This is a genomic window from Roseateles sp. GW821-FHT09B06, from assembly GCF_059418245.1.
In genome coordinates this window covers 49,153-68,844 of record NZ_JBWKPM010000026.1, presented here as the reverse complement: position 1 = coordinate 68,844, position 19,692 = coordinate 49,153, and the positions used below count along the sequence as shown (strand labels likewise).

19 protein-coding genes and 2 tRNA genes are annotated in these 19,692 nt (G+C 67.4%); 7 read left to right on the top strand and 14 right to left on the bottom strand.

Going from position 1 to position 19,692, the window contains the following annotated elements; translation table 11 throughout:
* Positions 1-652: 652 nt before the first annotated feature.
* From AC07OQ_RS19445 to AC07OQ_RS19430, 4 genes are all read right to left on the bottom strand, one after another.
* A tRNA-Ser gene (locus tag AC07OQ_RS19445) sits at positions 653-740 on the bottom strand.
* Positions 741-837: 97 nt separating this feature from the next.
* Positions 838-2,133 (bottom strand): serine--tRNA ligase, encoded by a 1,296-nt coding sequence (gene serS, locus AC07OQ_RS19440; protein WP_495054791.1) that lies wholly within the window; start codon positions 2,131-2,133, stop codon positions 838-840.
* An 88-nt stretch (positions 2,134-2,221) separates the two neighbouring features.
* Positions 2,222-3,202, bottom strand: coding sequence for a 4-hydroxy-3-methylbut-2-enyl diphosphate reductase (gene ispH / locus AC07OQ_RS19435; RefSeq protein WP_495054790.1), 981 nt, complete (start codon positions 3,200-3,202; stop codon positions 2,222-2,224).
* Entirely contained in the window at positions 3,202-3,651 is a 450-nt protein-coding gene (locus AC07OQ_RS19430; RefSeq protein ID WP_495054789.1) for an FKBP-type peptidyl-prolyl cis-trans isomerase, read from the bottom strand. The genes ispH and AC07OQ_RS19430 overlap by 1 nt, the downstream gene beginning before the upstream one ends.
* Before the next feature lie 57 nt (positions 3,652-3,708).
* On the opposite strand from AC07OQ_RS19430, the gene radC reads away from it, so the two are divergent.
* On the top strand, positions 3,709-4,383 hold the full coding sequence (radC, locus tag AC07OQ_RS19425) for a RadC family protein (RefSeq protein ID WP_495054788.1): 675 nt from the start codon (positions 3,709-3,711) through the stop codon (positions 4,381-4,383).
* The gene (locus AC07OQ_RS19420) at positions 4,380-5,030 is read left to right on the top strand and encodes a Smr/MutS family protein (RefSeq protein WP_495054787.1); all 651 of its coding nucleotides are present in this window, start codon (positions 4,380-4,382) and stop codon (positions 5,028-5,030) included. Before radC ends, AC07OQ_RS19420 begins: the two co-directional genes overlap by 4 nt.
* 82 nt (positions 5,031-5,112) lie before the next feature.
* Here AC07OQ_RS19420 and AC07OQ_RS19415 read toward each other — a convergent pair whose 3' ends face one another.
* From AC07OQ_RS19415 to AC07OQ_RS19405, 3 genes are read right to left on the bottom strand one after another with little or no spacing between them, the layout of a single operon-like run.
* Positions 5,113-5,511, bottom strand: coding sequence for a group II truncated hemoglobin (locus AC07OQ_RS19415; RefSeq protein WP_495054786.1), 399 nt, complete (start codon positions 5,509-5,511; stop codon positions 5,113-5,115).
* 16 nt (positions 5,512-5,527) lie between these two features.
* Positions 5,528-6,337: a MinD/ParA family protein gene (locus AC07OQ_RS19410; protein ID WP_495054785.1), complete on the bottom strand. Its 810-nt coding sequence runs from the start codon at positions 6,335-6,337 to the stop codon at positions 5,528-5,530.
* Complete coding sequence (locus AC07OQ_RS19405; RefSeq protein WP_495054784.1) at positions 6,334-7,059, bottom strand: GGDEF domain-containing protein; 726 nt, start codon at positions 7,057-7,059, stop codon at positions 6,334-6,336. The genes AC07OQ_RS19410 and AC07OQ_RS19405 overlap by 4 nt, the downstream gene beginning before the upstream one ends.
* Positions 7,060-7,234: 175 nt before the next feature.
* Here AC07OQ_RS19405 and AC07OQ_RS19400 point away from each other — a divergent pair, with 175 nt between their 5' ends.
* From AC07OQ_RS19400 to AC07OQ_RS19385, 4 genes are all read left to right on the top strand, one after another.
* Positions 7,235-8,089, top strand: a complete 855-nt coding sequence (locus tag AC07OQ_RS19400; RefSeq protein WP_495054783.1) for a CheR family methyltransferase — start codon at positions 7,235-7,237, stop codon at positions 8,087-8,089.
* Positions 8,090-8,137: 48 nt separating this feature from the next.
* The gene (gene cheD, locus AC07OQ_RS19395; RefSeq protein WP_495054782.1) at positions 8,138-8,803 is read left to right on the top strand and encodes a chemoreceptor glutamine deamidase CheD; all 666 of its coding nucleotides are present in this window, start codon (positions 8,138-8,140) and stop codon (positions 8,801-8,803) included.
* Between the two features lie 31 nt (positions 8,804-8,834).
* Entirely contained in the window at positions 8,835-9,926 is a 1,092-nt protein-coding gene (locus AC07OQ_RS19390) for a protein-glutamate methylesterase/protein-glutamine glutaminase (protein ID WP_495054781.1), read from the top strand.
* A gap of 88 nt (positions 9,927-10,014) precedes the next feature.
* A complete protein-coding gene (locus AC07OQ_RS19385; RefSeq protein WP_495054780.1) occupies positions 10,015-11,802 on the top strand; it encodes a GGDEF domain-containing protein in 1,788 nt (595 codons plus the stop codon).
* 101 nt (positions 11,803-11,903) lie between these two features.
* Here the strand turns inward: AC07OQ_RS19385 and hemW are convergent, their stop codons facing one another.
* The 5 genes from hemW to AC07OQ_RS19360 form a co-directional block, all read right to left on the bottom strand.
* Positions 11,904-13,085, bottom strand: a complete 1,182-nt coding sequence (gene hemW, locus AC07OQ_RS19380) for a radical SAM family heme chaperone HemW (RefSeq protein ID WP_495054795.1) — start codon at positions 13,083-13,085, stop codon at positions 11,904-11,906.
* A 16-nt stretch (positions 13,086-13,101) separates the two neighbouring features.
* Positions 13,102-13,707: an RdgB/HAM1 family non-canonical purine NTP pyrophosphatase gene (gene rdgB, locus AC07OQ_RS19375; protein WP_495054779.1), complete on the bottom strand. Its 606-nt coding sequence runs from the start codon at positions 13,705-13,707 to the stop codon at positions 13,102-13,104.
* Positions 13,708-13,712: 5 nt separating this feature from the next.
* Positions 13,713-14,441, bottom strand: a complete 729-nt coding sequence (rph, locus tag AC07OQ_RS19370) for a ribonuclease PH (RefSeq protein ID WP_495054794.1) — start codon at positions 14,439-14,441, stop codon at positions 13,713-13,715.
* Positions 14,442-14,460: 19 nt separating this feature from the next.
* Entirely contained in the window at positions 14,461-15,387 is a 927-nt protein-coding gene (locus AC07OQ_RS19365) for a PP2C family protein-serine/threonine phosphatase (protein ID WP_495054778.1), read from the bottom strand.
* A 79-nt stretch (positions 15,388-15,466) separates the two neighbouring features.
* Positions 15,467-16,435, bottom strand: coding sequence for a serine/threonine protein kinase (locus AC07OQ_RS19360; RefSeq protein ID WP_495054777.1), 969 nt, complete (start codon positions 16,433-16,435; stop codon positions 15,467-15,469).
* A 39-nt stretch (positions 16,436-16,474) separates the two neighbouring features.
* Between AC07OQ_RS19360 and AC07OQ_RS19355 the strand changes: the two genes are divergently transcribed.
* Positions 16,475-17,386, top strand: a complete 912-nt coding sequence (locus tag AC07OQ_RS19355; protein ID WP_495054776.1) for a YicC/YloC family endoribonuclease — start codon at positions 16,475-16,477, stop codon at positions 17,384-17,386.
* Positions 17,387-18,176: 790 nt separating this feature from the next.
* On the opposite strand, the gene AC07OQ_RS19350 is transcribed toward AC07OQ_RS19355, so the two are convergent.
* A tRNA-Ser gene (locus AC07OQ_RS19350) sits at positions 18,177-18,269 on the bottom strand.
* Between the two features lie 47 nt (positions 18,270-18,316).
* Positions 18,317-19,588 (bottom strand): aspartate kinase, encoded by a 1,272-nt coding sequence (locus AC07OQ_RS19345; RefSeq protein WP_495054775.1) that lies wholly within the window; start codon positions 19,586-19,588, stop codon positions 18,317-18,319.
* Positions 19,589-19,692: the final 104 nt, after the last annotated feature.

Here is a 19,692-nt window from a genome sequence, read left to right as displayed (position 1 = left end):
TGGGGAAGCCGGTGTCGTCGATGATCCACCAGCCCCCCGATCGGAAGTCCATCTTGGGGATCACCCACTGGGCGACCACGAGCACCGCGAGATTGCGGAACTGCTCTCCAAGCGGCACAGCAACATCAAGATCAGCGCCGAGAGGCTTTCTGCCTCGGAACCCTTGCACCGCAAGAGCTCATACCCGGGCCCCAGGAGGGTCTCGTTTCCGGAAACGAGACCCCGTGTGCTCAGTTTTGAGCAGACCCTCGCAACGCGAGAGTTCAGGCACAGCGGCAAGCGCGATAGTTATACCCGGCACGACAGCGTCAAGCGTTCCATGGAACGCCTGCGCGACCAGGGCATGGTCAGCTTTACACCGAAATTGGAAAAAAACCTCGGAAGGGGACTACTACGAAGTTTTCGTAGAAGGCAATGCGAACGGCACCGAGTCCGAACAGTACCGGCTGACAGTCCGCCAAGGCATCTACGTCGCCTGCGCGACCAGGGGATCATCAGCTTTACACCGGCGGTGGAAACCTCCCACGAAGGGGCTGGTGCGCGTAGGGTCGAGGTGTACCGGGGTCGGCAAACGAGACAGCTACGTCATCGTGGGACAAAACGTGGGTACAAAGTAAAAACGGGCCGCTAGGGCCCGTTTTTCCTTACTACTTGGAGGAGAGGGGGGGATTCGAACCCCCGAGACGTTTCCGTCCGCCTGATTTCGAGTCAGGTACATTCAACCACTCTGCCACCTCTCCGGATTCTGGTGTCCAGCAAATCTTGAACAAGATTTGCTGCGAGTTGAGCCCGCTAGTATAGCGGACTTTTTCCAGTTTCCAAGCCTTCGCCCGCTTCTCAGCCGCGCAGAACTTCGACACCGCCCAGATAGGGGCGCAACACCTCGGGCACCGTGATGCTGCCGTCGGCCTGTTGGTAGTTCTCCAGCACGGCCACCAGCGTACGGCCCACGGCCAGGCCCGAGCCGTTGAGCGTGTGGACCAGCTCGTTCTTGCCCTGGGCGTTCTTGAAGCGTGCCTGCATGCGGCGCGCCTGGAAGGCCTCGCAGTTCGAGCAGGAGCTGATCTCGCGGTAGGTGCCCTGCGCCGGCACCCAGACCTCGAGGTCATAGGTCTTGCTGGAGCCGAAGCCCATATCGCCGGTGCACAGGGTCAGCACCCGGTACGGCAGACCCAGCTTCTGCAGGATGGCCTCGGCATGGCCCACCATCTCCTCCAGCGCCGCATAGCTCTGCTCGGGATGGGTGATCTGCACCATCTCGACCTTGTCGAACTGATGCTGGCGGATCATGCCGCGCGTATCACGCCCGGCGCTGCCCGCTTCCGAACGGAAACAGGGGCTGTGCGCGGTCAGCTTGATCGGCAATTGGGCGGCGTCCAGCACCTGCTCGCGCACGGTGTTGGTCAGCGAGATCTCCGAGGTCGAGATCAGGTACTGCTCGGCCGCCTCATCATCGCCGCCACGCAGCACCCAGAACATGTCTTCCTTGAACTTGGGCAGCTGGCCCGTGCCTTCCAGCACTTCGCGGTTGACGATATAGGGCGTGTAGCACTCGGTATAGCCATGCTCGTTGCTCTGGGTGTCGAGCATGAACTGGGCCAGCGCGCGGTGCAGCTTGGCGATCGGCCCCTTCAGGAAGGAGAAGCGCGAGCCGCTTAAGCGGGCGCCGGTCTCGAAGTCCAGGCCCAGCGGCGCGCCCAGGTCCACATGGTCCCTGACCTCGAAGTCGAAGCTCCGTGGCGTGCCCCAGCGGCGCACTTCCACATTGCCGCTCTCGTCCGCGCCCACCGGCACGCTCTCGTGCGGCAGATTGGGCACGCTCATCAGCATGGTGTTGAGCTCCTGCTGGATCGCGTCCAGGCGCTCGGCACCGGCCTTCAGCTCGTCGGCGATACCGCCCACCTCGCTCATCTGTGCCGAGGCATCCTCGCCCTTGCCCTTCATCATGCCGATCTGCTTGGACAGGCTGTTACGCCGCGCCTGCAGTTCCTCGGTACGGATCTGCACGCCACGGCGGGAGGCCTCCAGGGCCTTGTAGCGCTCCACATCCAGAAAGGTCTGCGGGTTCTTGCGGGTGGCGAGGCGGGCGACGACGGCGTCCAGATCCTTGCGCAGCAGGGTGATATCAAGCATTTGGGTCCAATCCTTTCTTCTCTCGATTCTATGAAGGCAAAGCGGCGCCTCGTTTGAAGGCGCCGCATTCAAGCGATCAGCGCCCGCTTCAAGATCGGGAGGAACTCAGCTCGGCCATGGACTTGTCGCCCAGCCCCATGGGCAGCGGGAAGCGCACATGCTCCTCGACGCCTGGCAGGCTGCGCACCGTGGTGGCGCCCAGGGCGCGCAGGCGCGTGATCACGGCCTGCACCAGCACATCGGGGGCCGAGGCGCCGGCCGTCAGGCCCACGCGCGCGCGGCCCTCGAACCATTCGGGCTTCAAATCCTCGGCCGCGTCGACCATATGACCGGGCGTGCCCAGACGCTCGGCCAGTTCGCGCAGGCGGTTGCTATTGGAGCTCGTGGGGCTGCCCACCACGATCACCACGTCCACCTGGGGCGCCAGCACCTTCACCGCATCCTGGCGGTTCTGCGTGGCGTAGCAGATGTCCTGCTTCTTGGGCTCGCGCACCTGCGGAAAATGCCGCTTCACCGCGGCCAGGATCTCGGCCGCGTCGTCCACGCTGAGGGTGGTCTGGGTCACCACGGCCAGCTTGGCCGGGTCCTTGACGCGCACATGGGGCACGTCGCCGACCTCCTCGACGAGATAGATGCCGTCGCTCAACTGCCCCATCGTGCCCTCGACCTCCGGGTGCCCCTTGTGGCCGATCATGATGAACTCATAGCCCTCCCTGCGCAGCTTGGCCACCTCCACATGCACCTTGGTCACCAGCGGGCAGGTGGCGTCGAAGACCTGGAAGCCGCGCTCGGCGGCCTCGCGGCGCACCGCCTGGCTGACGCCATGGGCGCTGAACACCAGGGTGGCGCCGGGAGGCACCTCGGCCAGGTCCTCGATGAAGATGGCGCCGCGCGCCTTCAGATCGTTCACCACATAGGTGTTGTGCACGATCTCGTGGCGCACATAGATCGGCGCACCGAACTTCAGGAGCGCGCGCTCGACGATCTCGATCGCGCGGTCCACGCCGGCGCAGAAGCCGCGCGGCTCGGCCAGCAACACCTCCTCGGGCTGGATCACGGCAGCGCTCATCACAGCACCCCGATCACTTGCACTTCGAAGCTCACCGGCTGGCCGGCCAGCGGGTGGTTGAAGTCGAACAGCAGCCAGTCCTCGCCGACCTCGCGCACCAGGCCGGCGTAGGAGCCCTGCCCGTCCGGCGTCGGGAACTGGACCACGTCGCCGACCTTGTAGTCCTCGTCCGGGTCGCCCAGCTGGCGCATCAGCGAGAGCTTGACGCGCTGCATCAGCTCGCCGTTGCGCTCGCCAAAGGCCTCGCCCGGTGCCAGCTCGAAACGCGTGTGCGTGCCCTCGGGCAGGCCGATCAGGTGGGCCTCGATGGCGGGCGACAGCTCGCCGGTCCCGAGGGACAGCGTGGCGGGCTTGTCGTCGAAGGTGTTGACCAGGTTGCTGCCGTCCGGCCCTGCCAGCCGGTAGTGCAGGGTCAGGAAGGAGCCGGCCTGGATAAGGTTCTGGATCATGGTTTGTTCGATAGACTGCGCGGATTTTAAGGCCCACGGCCTGCCCCTGCCTTTCCCATGCCTCTTGATCACCTGCCGCCCGAGGCGCGCCCGCGCGAGAAGCTGCTGGCGCGCGGCCCCGGCGCCCTGGCCGATGCCGAACTGCTGGCGCTGCTGCTGCGCACCGGCATCCAGGGCAAGCCGGTGCTGCAGCTGGCCCAGTCCCTGCTGGATGCCTTCGGTGGCTGGCCGGGGCTGCTGCACGCCGGCGTCGCCGACCTGGGCCGCATCAAGGGGCTGGGCCCGGCCAAGCGCGCCGAGATCGCCGCGGTGCTGGAGATCGCGCGCCGTTCGCTGAGCGCCGAGCTGAGCCAGCGTCCGGTGTTCGAGGCGCCGGAGGCGGTCAAGCAGTTCCTGCGACTCAAGCTCGGCGGCCTGGCGCACGAGGTGTTCGCCGTGCTGTTCCTGGACGCCCAGCACCGCCTGCTGGCGATGGAGGAGATGTTCCGCGGCACCCTGACCCAGACCAGCGTCTACCCGCGCGAGGTGCTCAAGCGCGCCCTCGAGCTGGGCGCGGCCGCGGTCATCCTGGCCCACAACCACCCCTCCGGCGCGGCCGAACCTTCGCACGCCGACGCCCTGCTGACCGAAGCCCTCTCGAAGGCCCTGGCCCTGGTGGACATCCGCGTGCTGGACCATCTGGTGGTCGGCGCCGGCGAGGCCGTGTCGATGGCCGAGAAGGGCCTGATGTGAAGGGCAGCTTGCACAGCCTGCAGGATCTGAAGGCGCTGCAGCGCGAATTGCAGCTGGCGCGCCGCCTCGCGGAAGAGGCGGCCGAGCGCCGCGCCGCGCAGGCGCGTCTGGCCGAGCAGGAGCGGCGCGCCTTCGAGTTGAGCGTCGGCGTGGTCACGCCGCTCAAGCCCACCCAGCAGCGCGTGCTGCACCAGCGCACGCCGCCGGCGCCCGAGCCCCTGCAGCGCGAGGCCGACGAACGCGCCGCCCTGCTGCAGGCGCTGTCGGACGATTTCGACGTCGATTCGCTGCTGGAGACCGACGAGACCCTGTCCTTCCGCCGCCCCGAGATCGGGCCGGAGACGGTGAAGAAACTGCGCCGCGGCCATTGGGCGCTGCAGGGCCAGATCGACCTGCATGGGCTGCGCCGCGACCAGGCGCGCGAGGCGCTGGGGCATTTCATCGTCGACGCTGCCCGCCGCGGCCTGCGCTGCGTGCGCGTCGTGCACGGCAAGGGCAACGGCTCGCCAGGGCGCGAGCCGATCCTGAAGTCGCGGGTGCGGCGCTGGCTGGTGCAGAAGGCCGAGGTGCTGGCCTTCGTCCAGGCCCGCGCCAGCGACGGTGGCAGCGGCGCGCTGATGGTGCTCTTGCAGCAAACCTCGACCTAGCGCGGCGTATTCCCCAGCGGCGCACGCGGATCCGGCTCCGCCGGGCGTGCCTCCCTTTAAGGGGGCGGCCGAAGGCCGTGGATCAGATATTCCGCATCCAGTCCGCCGTGCCCATGAAGGACTCCGCCAGCCGCTTCTGCAGCGTGGGGTCCAGCTCGCATTCGGCCATGGCCTGGAGCATGCAGGCCATCCATTGATCGCGCTCGGCGATGCCGATCTTGAACGGCAGATGGCGTGCGCGCAGGCGCGGGTGGCCGAAGCGGCTCTGATAATGGTCGGGGCCGCCCAGCCAGCCGCACAGGAACCAGAACAGCTTGTCGCGCGAGCCGTCCAGCTGCGGCGGGTGCACGGCGCGCAGCCGCGCATAGGCCGGCTCCAGGTCCATCAGGTCGTAGAAGCGGTCCACCAGGGCGCGCACGGCGCCCTCGCCGCCGACCCAGTCGAAGGCGGTCGCGGCACTGCCCTGCTGCTTGTCGCTCATGCTTCGCCCGCCGCTCTCAGGCCATCAACTTGGCCGCCAGGGCCTTGATGCCCTGGGCCGCCTCGCAGCCGGGATATTGCTCCAGCAGCAGCTGACGCTTCAGCACGGCCTGACGCACCGTGGCGTCGATGCGCACCTCGCCCTGCAGGTCGAGCCGGAAGGGCTGGTCCGCGCCGACAAAGCGCTGCAGCACCTGCTGCAGTTGGCCGCAGATCAGCTTGCCCTCGCCGGGCCGCGAGGTCTGGTTGACCACCAGCCCCACCTGGCGGCGCTCCTGCTGGGTCGCCAGCACCTTGATCGTGGCATAGGCGTCGGTCAGCGAGGTGGGCTCGGGCGTGGCCACCACCAGCACATCGCTGGCCAGCGTGACCGCGAACAGCACCACGTCCGAGATGCCGGCACCGGTGTCCAGCAGCACCCAGTCGAAGCGCGGCTTGACCAGATCGATGATGTGCAGCAGCTTGTCGCGCACCTCGGGCGTGAGGCGCGAATACTCGACCATGCCCGAACCGGCCAGCAGCACCGAAAAGCCGCCGGGCGCCGGCAGGATGGCCTGCTCGAGCGTGGCCTTCTCGGTGAACACATCGTGCAGGGTCAGCTTGGGATGCAGGTTCAGCACCACGTCCAGGTTGGCCAGGCCCAGATCGGCATCCAGCACCAGCACGCGCTGGCCCCGGGCGGCCAGGGCCGCGGCCAGGTTGGCGGTCACGAAGGTCTTGCCCACGCCTCCCTTGCCGCTGGTGACGGCAAGCGTGCGGGCCCCCGTGCGCGGCCTTGCGCTTGGCAAGGAACCGCCCGGGGTCGGTGCAGCAGGTGTTGTACTCATTCCTTATCCTGTTGCGTTACTGCGAACAACATGCCCTTCTCCTCGGCGCTCACCAGCGAATCGGTGTGCGGCTCCAGGCAGGCGCGATTGCGCCCCTCGGCCTTGGCGCGGTAGAGCTGGCGGTCGGCCCGCTCGATCCACAGCAGCGAGGACGAACGCACCCATTGCGGCGCATAGGCCCCGCCCAGACTGACCGTCACCTGCAGATGGTGACCCGGCGCCACCTCGACCCGCTGCTCGGCGACGCGCTCGCGCAGGCGCTCCGCCACCATCGCACCGAAACTGCTGGGACAGTTGGGCAGGATGATCGCGAACTCCTCGCCGCCCACCCGCGCCACCGTGTCCATCGGCCGCACCGTCTGGCTGATGCTACGCGCCACGGCCTGGATCACATGATCGCCCGCCACATGGCCATAGCTGTCGTTGACGGCCTTGAAGTGGTCGATGTCCAGGATGAACAGCATGGCCGGCTCGCCCGAGCGGGCCACGCGGTCGACCTCGCGACCCAGCGCCATCTCGAAGCTGCGCCGGTTGACCAGGCCGGTCAGCGCATCCTTGCTGGACAGGTCGCACAAGGCGTCAAGCAGGCTCTGCAACCAGGCCGGACTGTAGGGCTCGGTCTCGGGCAACAGGGCGCCGGCCTGCTGCAGCAGCTGCAGGGCCAGGTCCAACTGCAGCGTGCGCGCGTTGATCAGCGGGGAGGGCGGGGGGCTTGTATCCAAGGGATGGCGGGGAATGTCGCGGCAGTCTAGCAGCGGGATTTCGCCGCAGCGCGTGAAAATACCGCCGGCCTGCCGCTTACTTCGCACTATCCTGACCCAGTCCTGCACAGACACTGGGACGAAAGGCAAAATGCCTGCTCCGGCGTGCCCGCTACGCACAAGACAAATCGACACCATGCCCGCTGCATCGCCCTCGCCTTCGGCCGCCGAAACCATCGACCATGAATTCAGCTTCAGCCGCACCGATTTCGACCGCGTGCGCCAGCTGATCTACAAGCACGCCGGCATCAGCCTGCACGACGGCAAGCACGCCATGGTCTACAGCCGGCTGTCGCGCCGGCTGCGCGACACCGGCCACCGCAGCTTCGCCAACTACCTGCAGTGGCTGGAAAGCGCCACCGGCGCCCAGGGCGAGCAGGAGTGGCAGGAGTTCGTCAACTGCCTGACCACCAACCTCACCTCCTTCTTCCGCGAAGAGCACCATTTCCACGCGCTGGCCGACGATCTGAAGCCCCTGGCCGGCAAGCCGCTGCGCATCTGGTGCTGCGCCGCCTCCACCGGCGAAGAGCCCTACTCGATCGCCATCACCTGCAGCGAGGCCCTGGGCGCCAGCGCGCCGGTGCAGATCGTGGCCAGCGACATCGACACCCATGTGCTGAACGCCGCACGGCGCGGGGTCTACGGCGCCGATGCGCGCGGCCTGTCGCCGCAGCGCCTGAAGAACTTCTTCATGCGCGGCACCGGTGCCAACGACGGGCGCATCAAGGTCAAGCCCGAGTTGCAGCGCTGGATCGAGTTCCGTACGCTGAACCTGATGGACCAGCAATGGTCGCTGGGCGAGCCCTTCCAGATCGTGTTCTGCCGCAATGTGATGATCTATTTCGACGCCCCCACGCAACGCAAGGTGCTGGAGCGCATCCACCGGGTGATGAAGCCGCATGGCCTGCTGTTCGTCGGCCATTCGGAGAACTTCACCGAGTCGCGCGACCTGTTCCGGCTGCGCGGCAAGACCATCTATGAGAAGGTCTGAGCCGCCGGCTCAAGACCTCTCGCAACCGGTCGATAAGCAGCCATGAGCATGCCCCCGCCCCCTGCCGGCACCGCCGGCATGAGCATTTCCGGCGGCGCCGGCGCAGCCAGGGTTGCCCAGCTGAAAGCGCGGTCGCGCCGGCCGGGCGAGGCCTCGTTCTTTTTCTACGATGCCCATTTCAATAATGCGGCGGTGAAGGTGCTGCCCGGCGAATATTTCGTCGACAACGAAGACCTGCTGGTCATGACCACGCTGGGCTCCTGCATCGCGGCCTGCCTGTGGGACCGCCAGGCCCAGATCGGCGGCATGAACCACTTCATGCTGCCCGAGGGCGCCGGCGATTCCGGCCGCTACGGCAGCTACGCGATGGAACTGCTGATCAACGAGATGATGAAGCGCGGCGCCTCCAAGAGCCGCATGGAAGCCAAGATCTTCGGCGGCGGCGCCGTGATCGCGGGCATGAACACGATCAATGTGGGCGAGCGCAACACCAACTTCGTGCTCGACTACCTGAAGACCGAGCGCATTCCGGTGGTCTCCAAGGACGTGCTGGACGTCTACCCGCGCAAGGTCTGCTTCCTGCCGCACAGCGGCAAGGCCATGGTCAAGCGCCTGGCCCCGACGAATACCGATGCATTGATACAGCAGGACCGCGCCGCGGCGCAGCAGGCTCAGCCGGTGGTCGCTACGGGCGGCTCCATCGACCTGTTCTGAACCCGGCCCCTGCCCCGAGGAGTAGTAAGAGATGGCCAAGACCAAAGTGGTGGTGGTGGACGATTCGGCGCTGGTGCGCTCCATCCTCAGCGAGATCATCAACCGCCAGCCCGACATGGAATGCATCGGCGCGGCCGCCGACCCGCTGGTGGCGCGCGAGATGATCCGCAACCTCAACCCCGACGTGATCACGCTGGACGTCGAGATGCCGAAGATGGATGGCCTCGACTTCCTCTCGCGCCTGATGCGCCTGCGGCCGATGCCGGTGGTGATGGTCTCGACCTTGACCGAGCGCGGCGCCGAGGTGACGCTGAAGGCGCTGGAACTGGGCGCGGTGGACTTCGTCGCCAAGCCCAAGATCGGCGTGGCCGACGGCATCCGCCAGTTGGCCCAGGACATCACCGACAAGATCCGCATCGCGGCCAAGGCCCATATCCGCCGCGCCCCGACGCCCGCGCCCGCGGCCGGTGGTGCCCCCGCCGCGCCGGCCAGGCCGGTGACCATGGCCAGCGTCGGCCGGCTCTCCACCGAGAAGATCATCTTCATCGGCGCCTCCACGGGCGGCACCGAGGCCACCAAGGATGTGCTGGTCAACCTGCCGGCCGACTGCCCCGCCGTCGTAATCACCCAGCACATGCCGCCGGGCTTCACCAAGAGCTATGCGGCGCGGCTGGACGGGCTGTGCCGTATCCGCGTCAAGGAAGCCCAGGACGGCGAGCGCATCCTGCCGGGCCATGGCTATATCGCGCCGGGCGGCTTCCATCTGAGCGTCGAGCGCTCGGGCGCCAACTACATCGCCCGCGTGCAGGACGGCGAGCCGGTGAACCGCCACAAGCCCTCGGTCGAGGTGCTGTTCCACTCCGCGGCCAAGGTCGTGGGGCCCAACGCCCTGGGCATCATGCTGACCGGCATGGGCGCCGACGGCGCGAAGGCGATGAAGGTGATGAAGGACGCCGGCTCCTACAACCTCGTGCAGGACGAGGCCAGTTGCGTGGTGTTCGGCATGCCGCGCGAGGCCATCGCGGCCGGCGCGGCCGACGAGGTGCTGCCGCTCTCGCAGATCGCGCCGCGCCTGATCGAACGCCTGCGCAGCACGGCCGGCATGTCGCTGAACCGCGTGTGACATAAGACACGCGAGGGCCGGCCGCGAGCGGCGCTTCCCGACGCTGTCATATTTGTAAGGCAACCTGGACGGACCGCTGAAGCCGCCCATGATGAACGCCGCCCTGCCCCGCACCGAACGCCCGCTGCCGCTGCGGGTGCAGACCCTGATCAACGAAGATCTGCTGAGCACCCTGTTCCAGCCCATCGTGCACATGGACAGCGGCCTGATCTTCGGCCATGAAGCCCTGGTGCGCGGCCCGGTGGGCAGCGCGCTGGAGTACCCCGATGCCCTCTTCGCCGCGGGCCGCCGCGAGGGCCTGTCGGTGGAACTCGAGGTGCGCTGCGCACTGCAGGCCCTGAAGGACTGGGCGGCGCTGCAGCGGCCCGGCAAGCTGCTGCTGAACATGAGCGCCTCGGCGCTGGCGCGCGCCAGCGCCGACGGGCAGTGGCAGCGCAGCCTCTCGATCTGCGAGCACTATGGCGTCGCGCCCGGCGACCTGATGATCGAGCTGACCGAGCATGAGCGCGTGGCCGATATCGAGGTGCTGCGCCGCGCCATCACCGCGCTGCGCCGCCAGGGCGTGGGCATCGCGCTGGACGATTTCGGCGACGGCCGCAGCTCGCTGCGCCTGTGGTCCGAGATCCAGCCCGACATCGTCAAGATCGACAAGTACTTCAGCCACGAGCTGCCGGCCCATGCCGAGAAGCTGCAGACCTTCCGGGCCCTCTTGCAACTGGCCGAAACCTTCGGCGCCCAGTTGGTGGCCGAGGGCATCGAGAACGCCGAGGAGCTGCGCGTGCTGCGCGACCTGGGCGTGGCCTTCGGCCAGGGCTGGTTCCTGGGCCGTCCCACGCGCGACGGCGCCGGCGAGCCGCTGCCGGCCGCCCAGGAGGTGCTGGCCAGCAGCGAGATCGCGGTGCTGCCCGAGCTGCGCCGCGCCGCGGTCAGCGGGGTCAAGGCCGAGCGTCTGATGATGAGCGCGCCGGCCGTGTCGGAGCACACCACGCACGAACAGCTCTACCGCCTGTTCGAGCAGCACGAGGGCCTGCATGCGATGGCCGTGCTGGACGACGCCGAGCGACCGGTCACGCTGATCGACCGCAGCCAGTTCATCACGCGCTGGGCCAAGCCCTTCTTCATGGACCTCTATGGCCGCCACGCCTGCACATTGTTCGCCAACCGTTCGCCCCTGGTGGTGGACGCCGACACCGGCATCGAGGCCCTGACCTCGGTGCTGACCTCGGCCGACCAGCGCTATCTGCGCGAGGGCTTCATCATCACGCACGAAGGCCGGTATCTCGGCCTGGGCACCGGCGAACAGCTGGTGCGCTCGGTCACCGAGGCCCGCATCGAGGCGGCGCGCCATGCCAATCCGCTGACCTTCCTGCCCGGCAACATCCCGATCAGCCAGCACATCGGCCGCCTGATCGCCAGCGGCCGCGCCTTTGTTGCCGCCTATGCCGACCTGAACCATTTCAAGCCCTTCAACGACGAATATGGCTACTGGCGCGGCGACGAGATGATCCGCCTGGTGGCGCGCGTGATCGGCACGCATTGCGACAGCCAGCGCGACTTCGTCGGCCATGTGGGCGGGGACGATTTCGTCGTGCTGTTCCAGAGCGACGACTGGGAACAGCGCTGCGATGACATCGTGGTGCGCTTCAACGAGCTGGCGCGCGGCCTGTTCGATGCCCAGGCCCTGGAGGCCGGCGGCATCATGGCCGAGGACCGTCATGGCGAGCGGCGCTTCCATCCCTGCACCACCTTGTCGATCGGCGCGGTGCGGGTGGCGCCGGGCAGCCTGCGGCATCCGGAAGACGTGGCCACCGCCGCGGCGACCGCCAAGCGCCATGCCAAGCATGGCGCTCTGAGCATCTACGTGATGGCGGCTTGAAAGGCCCACCCCCTACGCGCTTCGCGCGCCCCCTTAAGGGGGCAACACCAGCCGCCCGGCAGAGCCGGATCGGCGGTGTTCGCTAGGTCGATACGAAGGCCCTACTCGGCAAGAAAGAGCGACTGCAGATCGCTGAGGAAGTCGAAGCCCCGCGGCGTCGGCGCCAAGCGCGCCGGGTCGGCCTGCAGCAGACCCTTGGCGCGCGCGGTCTCGAGCGCCTTGGCGATGCTGGCCGACGGCAGGCCGGTGCGCTCCAGATAGGTCGCGAGCGGCACGCCGTCCTTCAGGCGCAAGGCATTCAGCATGAACTCGAAGGGCAGCTCCTGGGCCAGAACCTCCTGCTCGTTCGACACCGCCAAGCCCTCCAGCGCCTTGGCCATATAGGCGGCCGGCTCGCGCCAGCGCACCTGGCGCAGGATGCGGTGGGCGAAGCTGAGCTTGCTGTGCGCGCCGGCGCCGATGCCCAGATAGTCGCCGAACTGCCAGTAGTTCTGGTTGTGCTCGCAGCGGTGCCCGGCCTTCGCATAGGCCGAGACCTCGTAGCGTTCCATGCCGGCGGCACCGGTCTTCGCGGTGATCAGGTCCAGCATCTCGCTGGCCAGGTCCGGGTCCGGCAGATGCTCGGGCGGCCGGGTCGCGAACAGCGTATTGGGCTCGATCGTCAGGTGGTAGACCGACAGGTGCGGCGGCGCGAACGCCAGCGCCTGGTCCAGCTCCAGCGCCAGCTCGTCCAAGCCCTGGCCGGGCAGCGCATACATCAGGTCGATATTGAAGGTGTCGAAGCAGGCGGCGGCTTCGGTCAGCGCGGCCTTCGCCTGCTCGCTGCTGTGCACCCGGCCCAGGGCCTTGAGCTTGGCATCGTCGAAGCTCTGCACGCCCACCGACAGCCGGGTCACGCCGGCCTCGCGGAAGCCCTTGAAGCGCTCGCGCTCGAAGGTGCCTGGGTTGGCCTCCAAGGTGATCTCGCAGTCCGGTTCCAGGCGCAGCCGCGCGCGCAGATCCGAGATCAGCTCGGCGATCTGCTCCGGCGCGAACAGGCTGGGCGTGCCGCCGCCGATAAAGACGCTGACGACCGAACGGCCCCAGATCAGCGGCAGCGCGGCCTCCAGATCGGCACGCAGCGCCGCCAGGTAGGCGCGCGCCGTGTCGGCGGGCAATTCCTTGCCGCCCTGCCATTCATGCGAATTGAAGTCGCAATAGGGGCATTTGCGCAGGCACCAGGGCAGATGCACGTACAGGGACAAGGGCGGCAGCGCGGACAGGCTCAGCTGGCCGGGACGCATCAGCCGGATGATGTTCTCAGCCAAGATGCCAGACCTCGCGCATCTGCGTCACCAGATCCGCCGCCGCCAGCGCGCGGTGGCTCAGGCGGTTCTTCTGCTCGGCGCCCAGCTGCGCCACGCTCTGCCCCAGCGCCGGGATGAAGAGCAGCGGGTCGTAGCCGAAGCCACCCTCGCCCTGCGGTGCCGGCAAGACCTGGCCCTGCCAGCGGCCCATCGCGATCAGCGGCTCCGGGTCCTCGGCCGAACGCACGGCCACCAGGGCGCAGACGAAGCGCGCCGCGCGCTGCTCGACGCCGGCCAGCTTCTCCAGCAGCACCGCATTGTTCTCAGCGTCATTCTTGGACCGGCCGAACAGCGTCGCGTAGCGTGCCGACAGCACGCCCGGCGCGCCGCCCAGGGCCTCGACGGCCAGGCCGGAATCGTCGGCCAGGGCCGGCAGCCCGCCGACCCGGGCCGCATGGCGAGCCTTGGTCAGCGCGTTCTCGACAAAGCTGTCGAACGGTTCCTCGGCCTCGGCAATGCCCAGCGAGCCCTGCGTCACCAGTTCGATGCCCAGCGGCCCGAACAGGGCCTGCAGCTCGGCGAGCTTCTTGGCATTGTTGGAGGCCAGAACGAGCTTCATGGGATTCACCGAGCCAGCGCCGCCTGCTGCGCGGCCAGCAGCTCGCCGATGCCCTTCTCGGCCAGGTCCAGCAGGCTGTTCATCTCGGCGCGCGTGAAGGCCGCGCCCTCGGCCGTGCCCTGCAGCTCGACGAAGCCGCCCTGGCCGGTCATCACCACGTTCATGTCGGTGTCGCAGGCCGAGTCCTCGGTGTATTCCAGATCCAGCAGCGGCACGCCGTCGACGATGCCCACCGAGATCGCGGCCACCGCATCCTTGATCGGCGAGGCCGTGATCTTGCCCTGGGACAGCAGCCAGCTGACCGCATCATGTGCGGCGACGAATGCGCCGGTGATGGCCGCGGTGCGGGTGCCGCCGTCGGCCTGGATCACGTCGCAGTCCAGCGAGATGGTGCGCTCGCCCAGGGCGCTCAGGTCGAACACGCAGCGCAGCGAACGGCCGATCAGGCGCTGGATCTCCTGCGTGCGGCCGCTCTGCTTGCCGCGCGCGGCCTCGCGGTCGCCGCGCGTGTGGGTGGCGCGCGGCAGCATGCCGTATTCGGCCGTGACCCAGCCCTCGCCCGAACCGCGCTTGTGGGGTGGCACCTTCTCCTCCACCGAGGCGGTGCACAGCACCTTGGTCTCGCCGAACTCCACCAGCACCGAGCCTTCGGCATAGCGGGTGTACTGGCGCGTCAGGCGCACCGGGCGCAGGGCGTCGGCCGCGCGGCCCGAGGCGCGCGGCGCGGGATTCATTGCAGTCATGGGGGACCTTTCAGTTTCTCTTCTGCACCAGGCGCCGCTGCGCCTGGTGTATCGCCTCGTTGATCTCGCGCACGGAGCGCTCGATCTCGGCCTCATCCATCTCGCTCTTGCCGCCGCGCTCCTGCGCGCCGACCCCGGCCTGGATGGTGGACGCGAAACCCTCGTCACCCAGATCCTGGGTGGAGATCGCGTCCTCGGGTTCGTCCTCGCCCTCCCATTCGACGGCCAGGACGGTGACATTGTCGCAGCGCGGGCCGCCATTGCGCAGCGCCAGCTCGACCAGATCGGGCACGGCCTCGGCGATCGGGCCCTCGGCCAGGTGGCCGACGATCTGCGGCTCCGGCACCGTGCCCCAGAGCCCATCCGAGCACAGCATCAGCCGGTCGCCGGGCTCCAGATTCAGCGGGCCGCTGATGTCCACCATCGGCTTGCCGGGGCTGCCCAGGCAGGTAAACAGCACATTGCGATTGAAGCGTTCGGCCCCGACCTGAGCGCGCCCCAGGGCCTCCTGGAGTTCGGAGTAGGAGTGGTCGCGGGTGCGCGCGATCACCTGGCCCGCGCGCATCAGGTAGAGGCGCGAATCGCCGCAATGGGCCCAGAGGGCCTGGCCGTTCTGCAGCACGCAGGCCACCACGGTGGTACGCGGCGTGTCGGGCAGGCCTTTCGCCGCCCCGTACTGCAGCAGCGTCTGGTGGGCCACCAGCACGCCGGCCTCCAGGAAGCTCGCCGGGTCGTCCAGCACCGGCTTGGCGTCGCGCTGGAACATCGCAGCCAGGGTCTGCAGCGCGATCTGCGCCGCCACCTCGCCCTCGGGATGGCCCCCCATGCCGTCGGCCAGTGCAAACAGGCCGGCCTCGCGGGTGTAGCAATAGCCCATGCGGTCTTCGTTCTTCTCACGCCCTCCGCGTCGACTGACCTGGTAGACGCCGAACTTCATGCGCGCTCCCGACGGGCCGTCCCGAGGGAGCGCGGCGCGCCCTCGGGGAGCAGCGAACGAATGTGAGCGTGGGGGCTCATCAAGCCTTCGCCCCGGTCTTGAGGTTTTCCAGCTGCAGCTTCAGCCGTTCGCTGAAGCTCAGCTTGGTGTAGCGCCTCTCGGTCTCGCGGGCCAGTTCCTTCTGCAGCGCGAACACGCTTTGCGGCCGCGACAGCGGGTCCAGCGACATGCACCACTCGGTCACCTCGAGCAGGTTGTCGGAATAGACATTGCGCAGTCGCGACAGCGAAAGCGCCAGGCGATCCTTGTCCAGGCGCTGCGGCGCGTCGTTGGGCGGATAGCCCTGCATGCAGGCGTAGATGCAGGCTCCGATCGCATAGATGTCGGTCCAGGGGCCCAGCGAGCCGTCGCGCCGGTACATCTCGGGCGCGGCAAAGCCCGGCGTATACATCGGCCGGATGAAGTTGCCTTCCTTGCTCAGCACCTCGCGCGCCGCGCCGAAGTCCAGCAGCACGGCCTTGTTGTCGTTGGTGATGAAGATGTTCGCGGGCTTGATGTCCAGGTGCAGCATCTTGTGCTGATGCACGATGCGCAGGCCGCGCAGGATCTCGTCGAACAGGCTGCGGATGGTGGACTCGCGGAACACCTTGTCGCGCTTCAGGTCGCGTGCGGTGACGATGAAGTCCTGCAGGGTGTCGCCCTGCAGGTAGTTCATCACCATGTAGACGGTTTCGTTCTCGCGCAGGAAGTTCAGCACCGAGACCACGCTGGGATGCGAGATCTGCGCCAGCGAGCGCCCCTCCTCGAAGAAGCTGCGCAGCCCCAGGCGGTACAGCGGCTGCTTCTCGGGCTTGACGCGCGGGGTCAATTCGCCGGGCGAACGCTCGGCCAGCGACGAGGGCAGGTATTCCTTGAGTGCGACGAGATGGTGTTCGGGATCCTCGGCGAGATAGACCACGCCAAATCCGCCCGCCGCCAATTTCTTGATGATCTGGTAGCCCCCAACCACCGTTCCCGCCGGCAGGGGTGCCGGTTTCGGCTTTGACATAATCGTCGCGTCTTGTTAGCTACACCGATTGCGAGAGAAATGCCAGTCTACAGCATGACGGGTTATGCCAGCGCCAGCTCGCAGCCCGTACCCCACAGTGAAACCGGCGCGCATGCTCATGCCAGCGTGACGGTCGAACTCCGATCGGTCAATGGGCGTTTTCTCGACCTCGCCCTGCGCATGCCCGAGGACCTGCGCGGCCTGGAGCCGGCCCTGCGCGAGCTGCTCAGCGGCGGTTTCAAGCGCGGCAAGATCGAGCTGCGCATCAACACCCAGCGCGACAGCGAATCCAGTTGGCCCCAGCCCCAGCCCGAGCAGTTGAACCGCCTGGCCCGGCTTGAAAGCACCGTGCAAGGCTGGTTGCCCAAGGCCCAGCCCCTCTCGGTGCACGAGGTGCTGCAATGGTGCAAGGGTGGCGGCACGGCCGAGAAGCTGGACGAGGCCACCCTGCAGGCGGCGCGCGCCTGCATGACGGGCCTTGCCGAGGCGCGGGAGCGCGAGGGCGAGAAGCTCGTGGCCATTCTGATGGAGCGCATCGAGCGCCTGCGCGAACTGGCCACCCAGGCCGAGCCCCTGGTGCCCGCCGTCGTGCAGCGCCAGCAGCAGCGCTTTCTGGAGCGCTGGCAGGAGGCCCTGGTCTCCACCGGCGCCGCCCAGTCGATTCCGGAGGACCAACTGCGCGAGCGCGCGCTCAATGAGGCGGCCGCCTACGCGATCCGCATCGACGTGGCCGAGGAGCTGGCGCGCCTGCGCGCGCATCTGGAGGAGATCGCCCGCCTGCTCAAGAAGGGTGGCGAGATCGGCAAGCGGCTGGATTTTTTGATACAGGAGTTACACCGCGAAGCCAACACCCTGGGTTCCAAGTCCGCCGCGCTGGAACTGACCAATGTCTCCGTGGAAATGAAGGTCGCGATCGAGCAGATGCGCGAACAGGTGCAAAACATTGAGTAGTTTTTCCACATGTCTCACGGCATCCCACACTCGGCACGCACCACTTGCGGGAGCCACGAGCATGAGCCTTCCCCGCCGTTGATCCGGACGGGCTTCCCAGAGGTGCCTGCCGCGGCTACGGCCGCCTTGTGCTGAGATCGAAGGCCCGCTTACAAGAGGGTGTTGCGCAGGGTCCACCGCATTTCCCACCGGGCGCATTTTCTTTGGCGCTTTGCGTGTTGTTTGGTGATGCTGAAATGACGACGGCCTGGGCGCAGGAGGACGGGCAGACCTGCTGCTGCGTGCCAGGGCCTCCCGGCCCTGCCTTTCGCCAGGCACCGGAAGTCCACCGGACTTCCGGTGTCCGGGCTCAATCCCCCGGCCGCTACGCGGCCTCCTCCTTGACCTCCGTATCAGGCCCGCCCGTCCTCCTGCTTGGCCTTGCGTTTGGCTTTCTCCGCGAGAGCCCTGCGGTGGAGAAGCCGGGATGCGGGTGTGCGCAATTGCGCAGATGAAGGAGGAGGGCCGCTGGCGGCCCGGGGGACACGGAGCCATTGCGCACACCCGCGTCCCGGCGCAACCCGGTCCTCGCAGAGGCGATCAAGGCCAGGCGGGGAGATCACGTGCCAACGCGCAAAGAGCCTTTCTCGTCCACTGCGCCTCGCGTTCCCCACGCCTTGCCCCGCGGGCGCAACTGGAGGCGATGGGATTTGCCAGCATCGCGAGAGAGCTTTCGGAAAGCAAAAAACCCCGCAAGTCAAAGACTCACGGGGTTTCTTGGAATGCCATGGGACTGCAACAAGCAGTCAACTGGCGGAGTCGGAGAGATTCGAACTCTCGATGCAGGTTTTGCCCACATACTCCCTTAGCAGGGGAGCACCTTCGGCCACTCGGTCACGACTCCAGCAGAGCCTCGCATTCTATATCAAGATTGCGAGGCTTCAAGAAAATTCAGGCAGAAAGTTCCTGATCCAGATCGAAGGCCTTGTGCAGCGCGCGCACCGCCAGCTCCATGTACTTTTCGTCGATCACGACCGAGGTCTTGATCTCGCTGGTCGAGATCATCTGGATGTTGATGCCCTCCTCGCTCAGCGCGCGGAACATCTTGGACGCCACGCCCACATGCGAGCGCATGCCGATGCCGACGATCGAGACCTTGCAGATCTTCGGATCACCCACCACCTTGGCCGCCTGGGTGGCCGGGCCAACGGTCTTCTCCAGCAGCTCGATCGTGCGCGCGTAGTCGTTGCGGTGCACGGTGAAGCTGAAGTCGGTCTTGCCGTCCTGCGAGACGTTCTGGATGATCACGTCGATGTCGATATTGGCCTCGGCCACCGGGCCCAGGATCTGGAAGGCGATGCCGGGCTTGTCGGGCACGCCCAGCAGGGTCACCTTGGCCTCGTCACGGTTGAAGGCGATGCCCGACACGACGGCTTGTTCCATTTTTTCGTCCTCTTCAAAACTGATCAGGGTGCCGGACTTGGCTTCCTCGTTGATATCGATATCCCAGGGCGTGAAGCTGGACAGCACACGCAGCGGCACGCGGTACTTGCCGGCGAACTCCACCGAGCGGATCTGCAGGATCTTCGAGCCCAGCGAGGCCATCTCCAGCATCTCTTCGAAGCTGATGGTGTGCAGGCGACGCGCCTCGGGCACGATGCGCGGATCGGTGGTGTAGACGCCGTCCACATCGGTGTAGATCAGGCATTCGTCGGCCTTCATCGCGGCGGCGATCGCCACGGCCGAGGTGTCGGAGCCGCCGCGGCCCAGGGTGGTGATGTTCCGCTCCTCGTCCACGCCCTGGAAGCCGGCGATCACCACCACCTTGCCGGCGGCCAGATCGGCGCGCACCTTGGCGTCATCGATGCTCTCGATGCGCGCCTTGGTGTGGGAGGAATCCGTCTGCACGGGCACCTGCCAGCCGGTGTAGCTGACCGCCTCCAGGCCTTCGGCCTGCAGCGCGATGGCCAAGAGCCCCACCGAGACCTGCTCGCCGGTGGCCGCGATCATGTCCAGCTCGCGCATCAGTTCGGGGCTGCTGGACGCGGGCGAGAGCTCCTTGGCCAGGCCCAGCAGGCGGTTCGTCTCGCCACTCATCGCCGAGGGCACGACCACCATCTGATGCCCGGCCCGCGCCCATTTGGCGACGCGCTTGGCGACGTTGCGGATACGGTCGGTCGAGCCCATCGAGGTGCCGCCGTACTTATGAACTATCAAGGCCATGGGGTTTCTTCAACGCGGGGGTCGAGGGCCCGGAATCGGGCGGGTGCGCCGCTTTTCGCAGCCCCCGATTCTAGCTGCGGCGTGCAGCAATCCTGACACGCCGG

Coding starts and splice junctions, on each gene's coding strand:
- serS (WP_495054791.1), bottom strand. CDS start 2,133: ATGCTTGATATCACCCTGCTGCGCAAGGATCTGGACGCCGTCGTCGCC.
- ispH (WP_495054790.1), bottom strand. CDS start 3,202: ATGAGCGCTGCCGTGATCCAGCCCGAGGAGGTGTTGCTGGCCGAGCCG.
- AC07OQ_RS19430 (WP_495054789.1), bottom strand. CDS start 3,651: ATGATCCAGAACCTTATCCAGGCCGGCTCCTTCCTGACCCTGCACTAC.
- radC (WP_495054788.1), top strand. CDS start 3,709: ATGCCTCTTGATCACCTGCCGCCCGAGGCGCGCCCGCGCGAGAAGCTG.
- AC07OQ_RS19415 (WP_495054786.1), bottom strand. CDS start 5,511: ATGAGCGACAAGCAGCAGGGCAGTGCCGCGACCGCCTTCGACTGGGTC.
- AC07OQ_RS19410 (WP_495054785.1), bottom strand. CDS start 6,337: ATGAGTACAACACCTGCTGCACCGACCCCGGGCGGTTCCTTGCCAAGC.
- AC07OQ_RS19400 (WP_495054783.1), top strand. CDS start 7,235: ATGCCCGCTGCATCGCCCTCGCCTTCGGCCGCCGAAACCATCGACCAT.
- cheD (WP_495054782.1), top strand. CDS start 8,138: ATGCCCCCGCCCCCTGCCGGCACCGCCGGCATGAGCATTTCCGGCGGC.
- AC07OQ_RS19390 (WP_495054781.1), top strand. CDS start 8,835: ATGGCCAAGACCAAAGTGGTGGTGGTGGACGATTCGGCGCTGGTGCGC.
- AC07OQ_RS19385 (WP_495054780.1), top strand. CDS start 10,015: ATGATGAACGCCGCCCTGCCCCGCACCGAACGCCCGCTGCCGCTGCGG.
- hemW (WP_495054795.1), bottom strand. CDS start 13,085: ATGCGTCCCGGCCAGCTGAGCCTGTCCGCGCTGCCGCCCTTGTCCCTG.
- rdgB (WP_495054779.1), bottom strand. CDS start 13,707: ATGAAGCTCGTTCTGGCCTCCAACAATGCCAAGAAGCTCGCCGAGCTG.
- rph (WP_495054794.1), bottom strand. CDS start 14,441: ATGAATCCCGCGCCGCGCGCCTCGGGCCGCGCGGCCGACGCCCTGCGC.
- AC07OQ_RS19365 (WP_495054778.1), bottom strand. CDS start 15,387: ATGAAGTTCGGCGTCTACCAGGTCAGTCGACGCGGAGGGCGTGAGAAG.
- AC07OQ_RS19360 (WP_495054777.1), bottom strand. CDS start 16,435: ATGTCAAAGCCGAAACCGGCACCCCTGCCGGCGGGAACGGTGGTTGGG.
- AC07OQ_RS19355 (WP_495054776.1), top strand. CDS start 16,475: ATGCCAGTCTACAGCATGACGGGTTATGCCAGCGCCAGCTCGCAGCCC.
- AC07OQ_RS19345 (WP_495054775.1), bottom strand. CDS start 19,588: ATGGCCTTGATAGTTCATAAGTACGGCGGCACCTCGATGGGCTCGACC.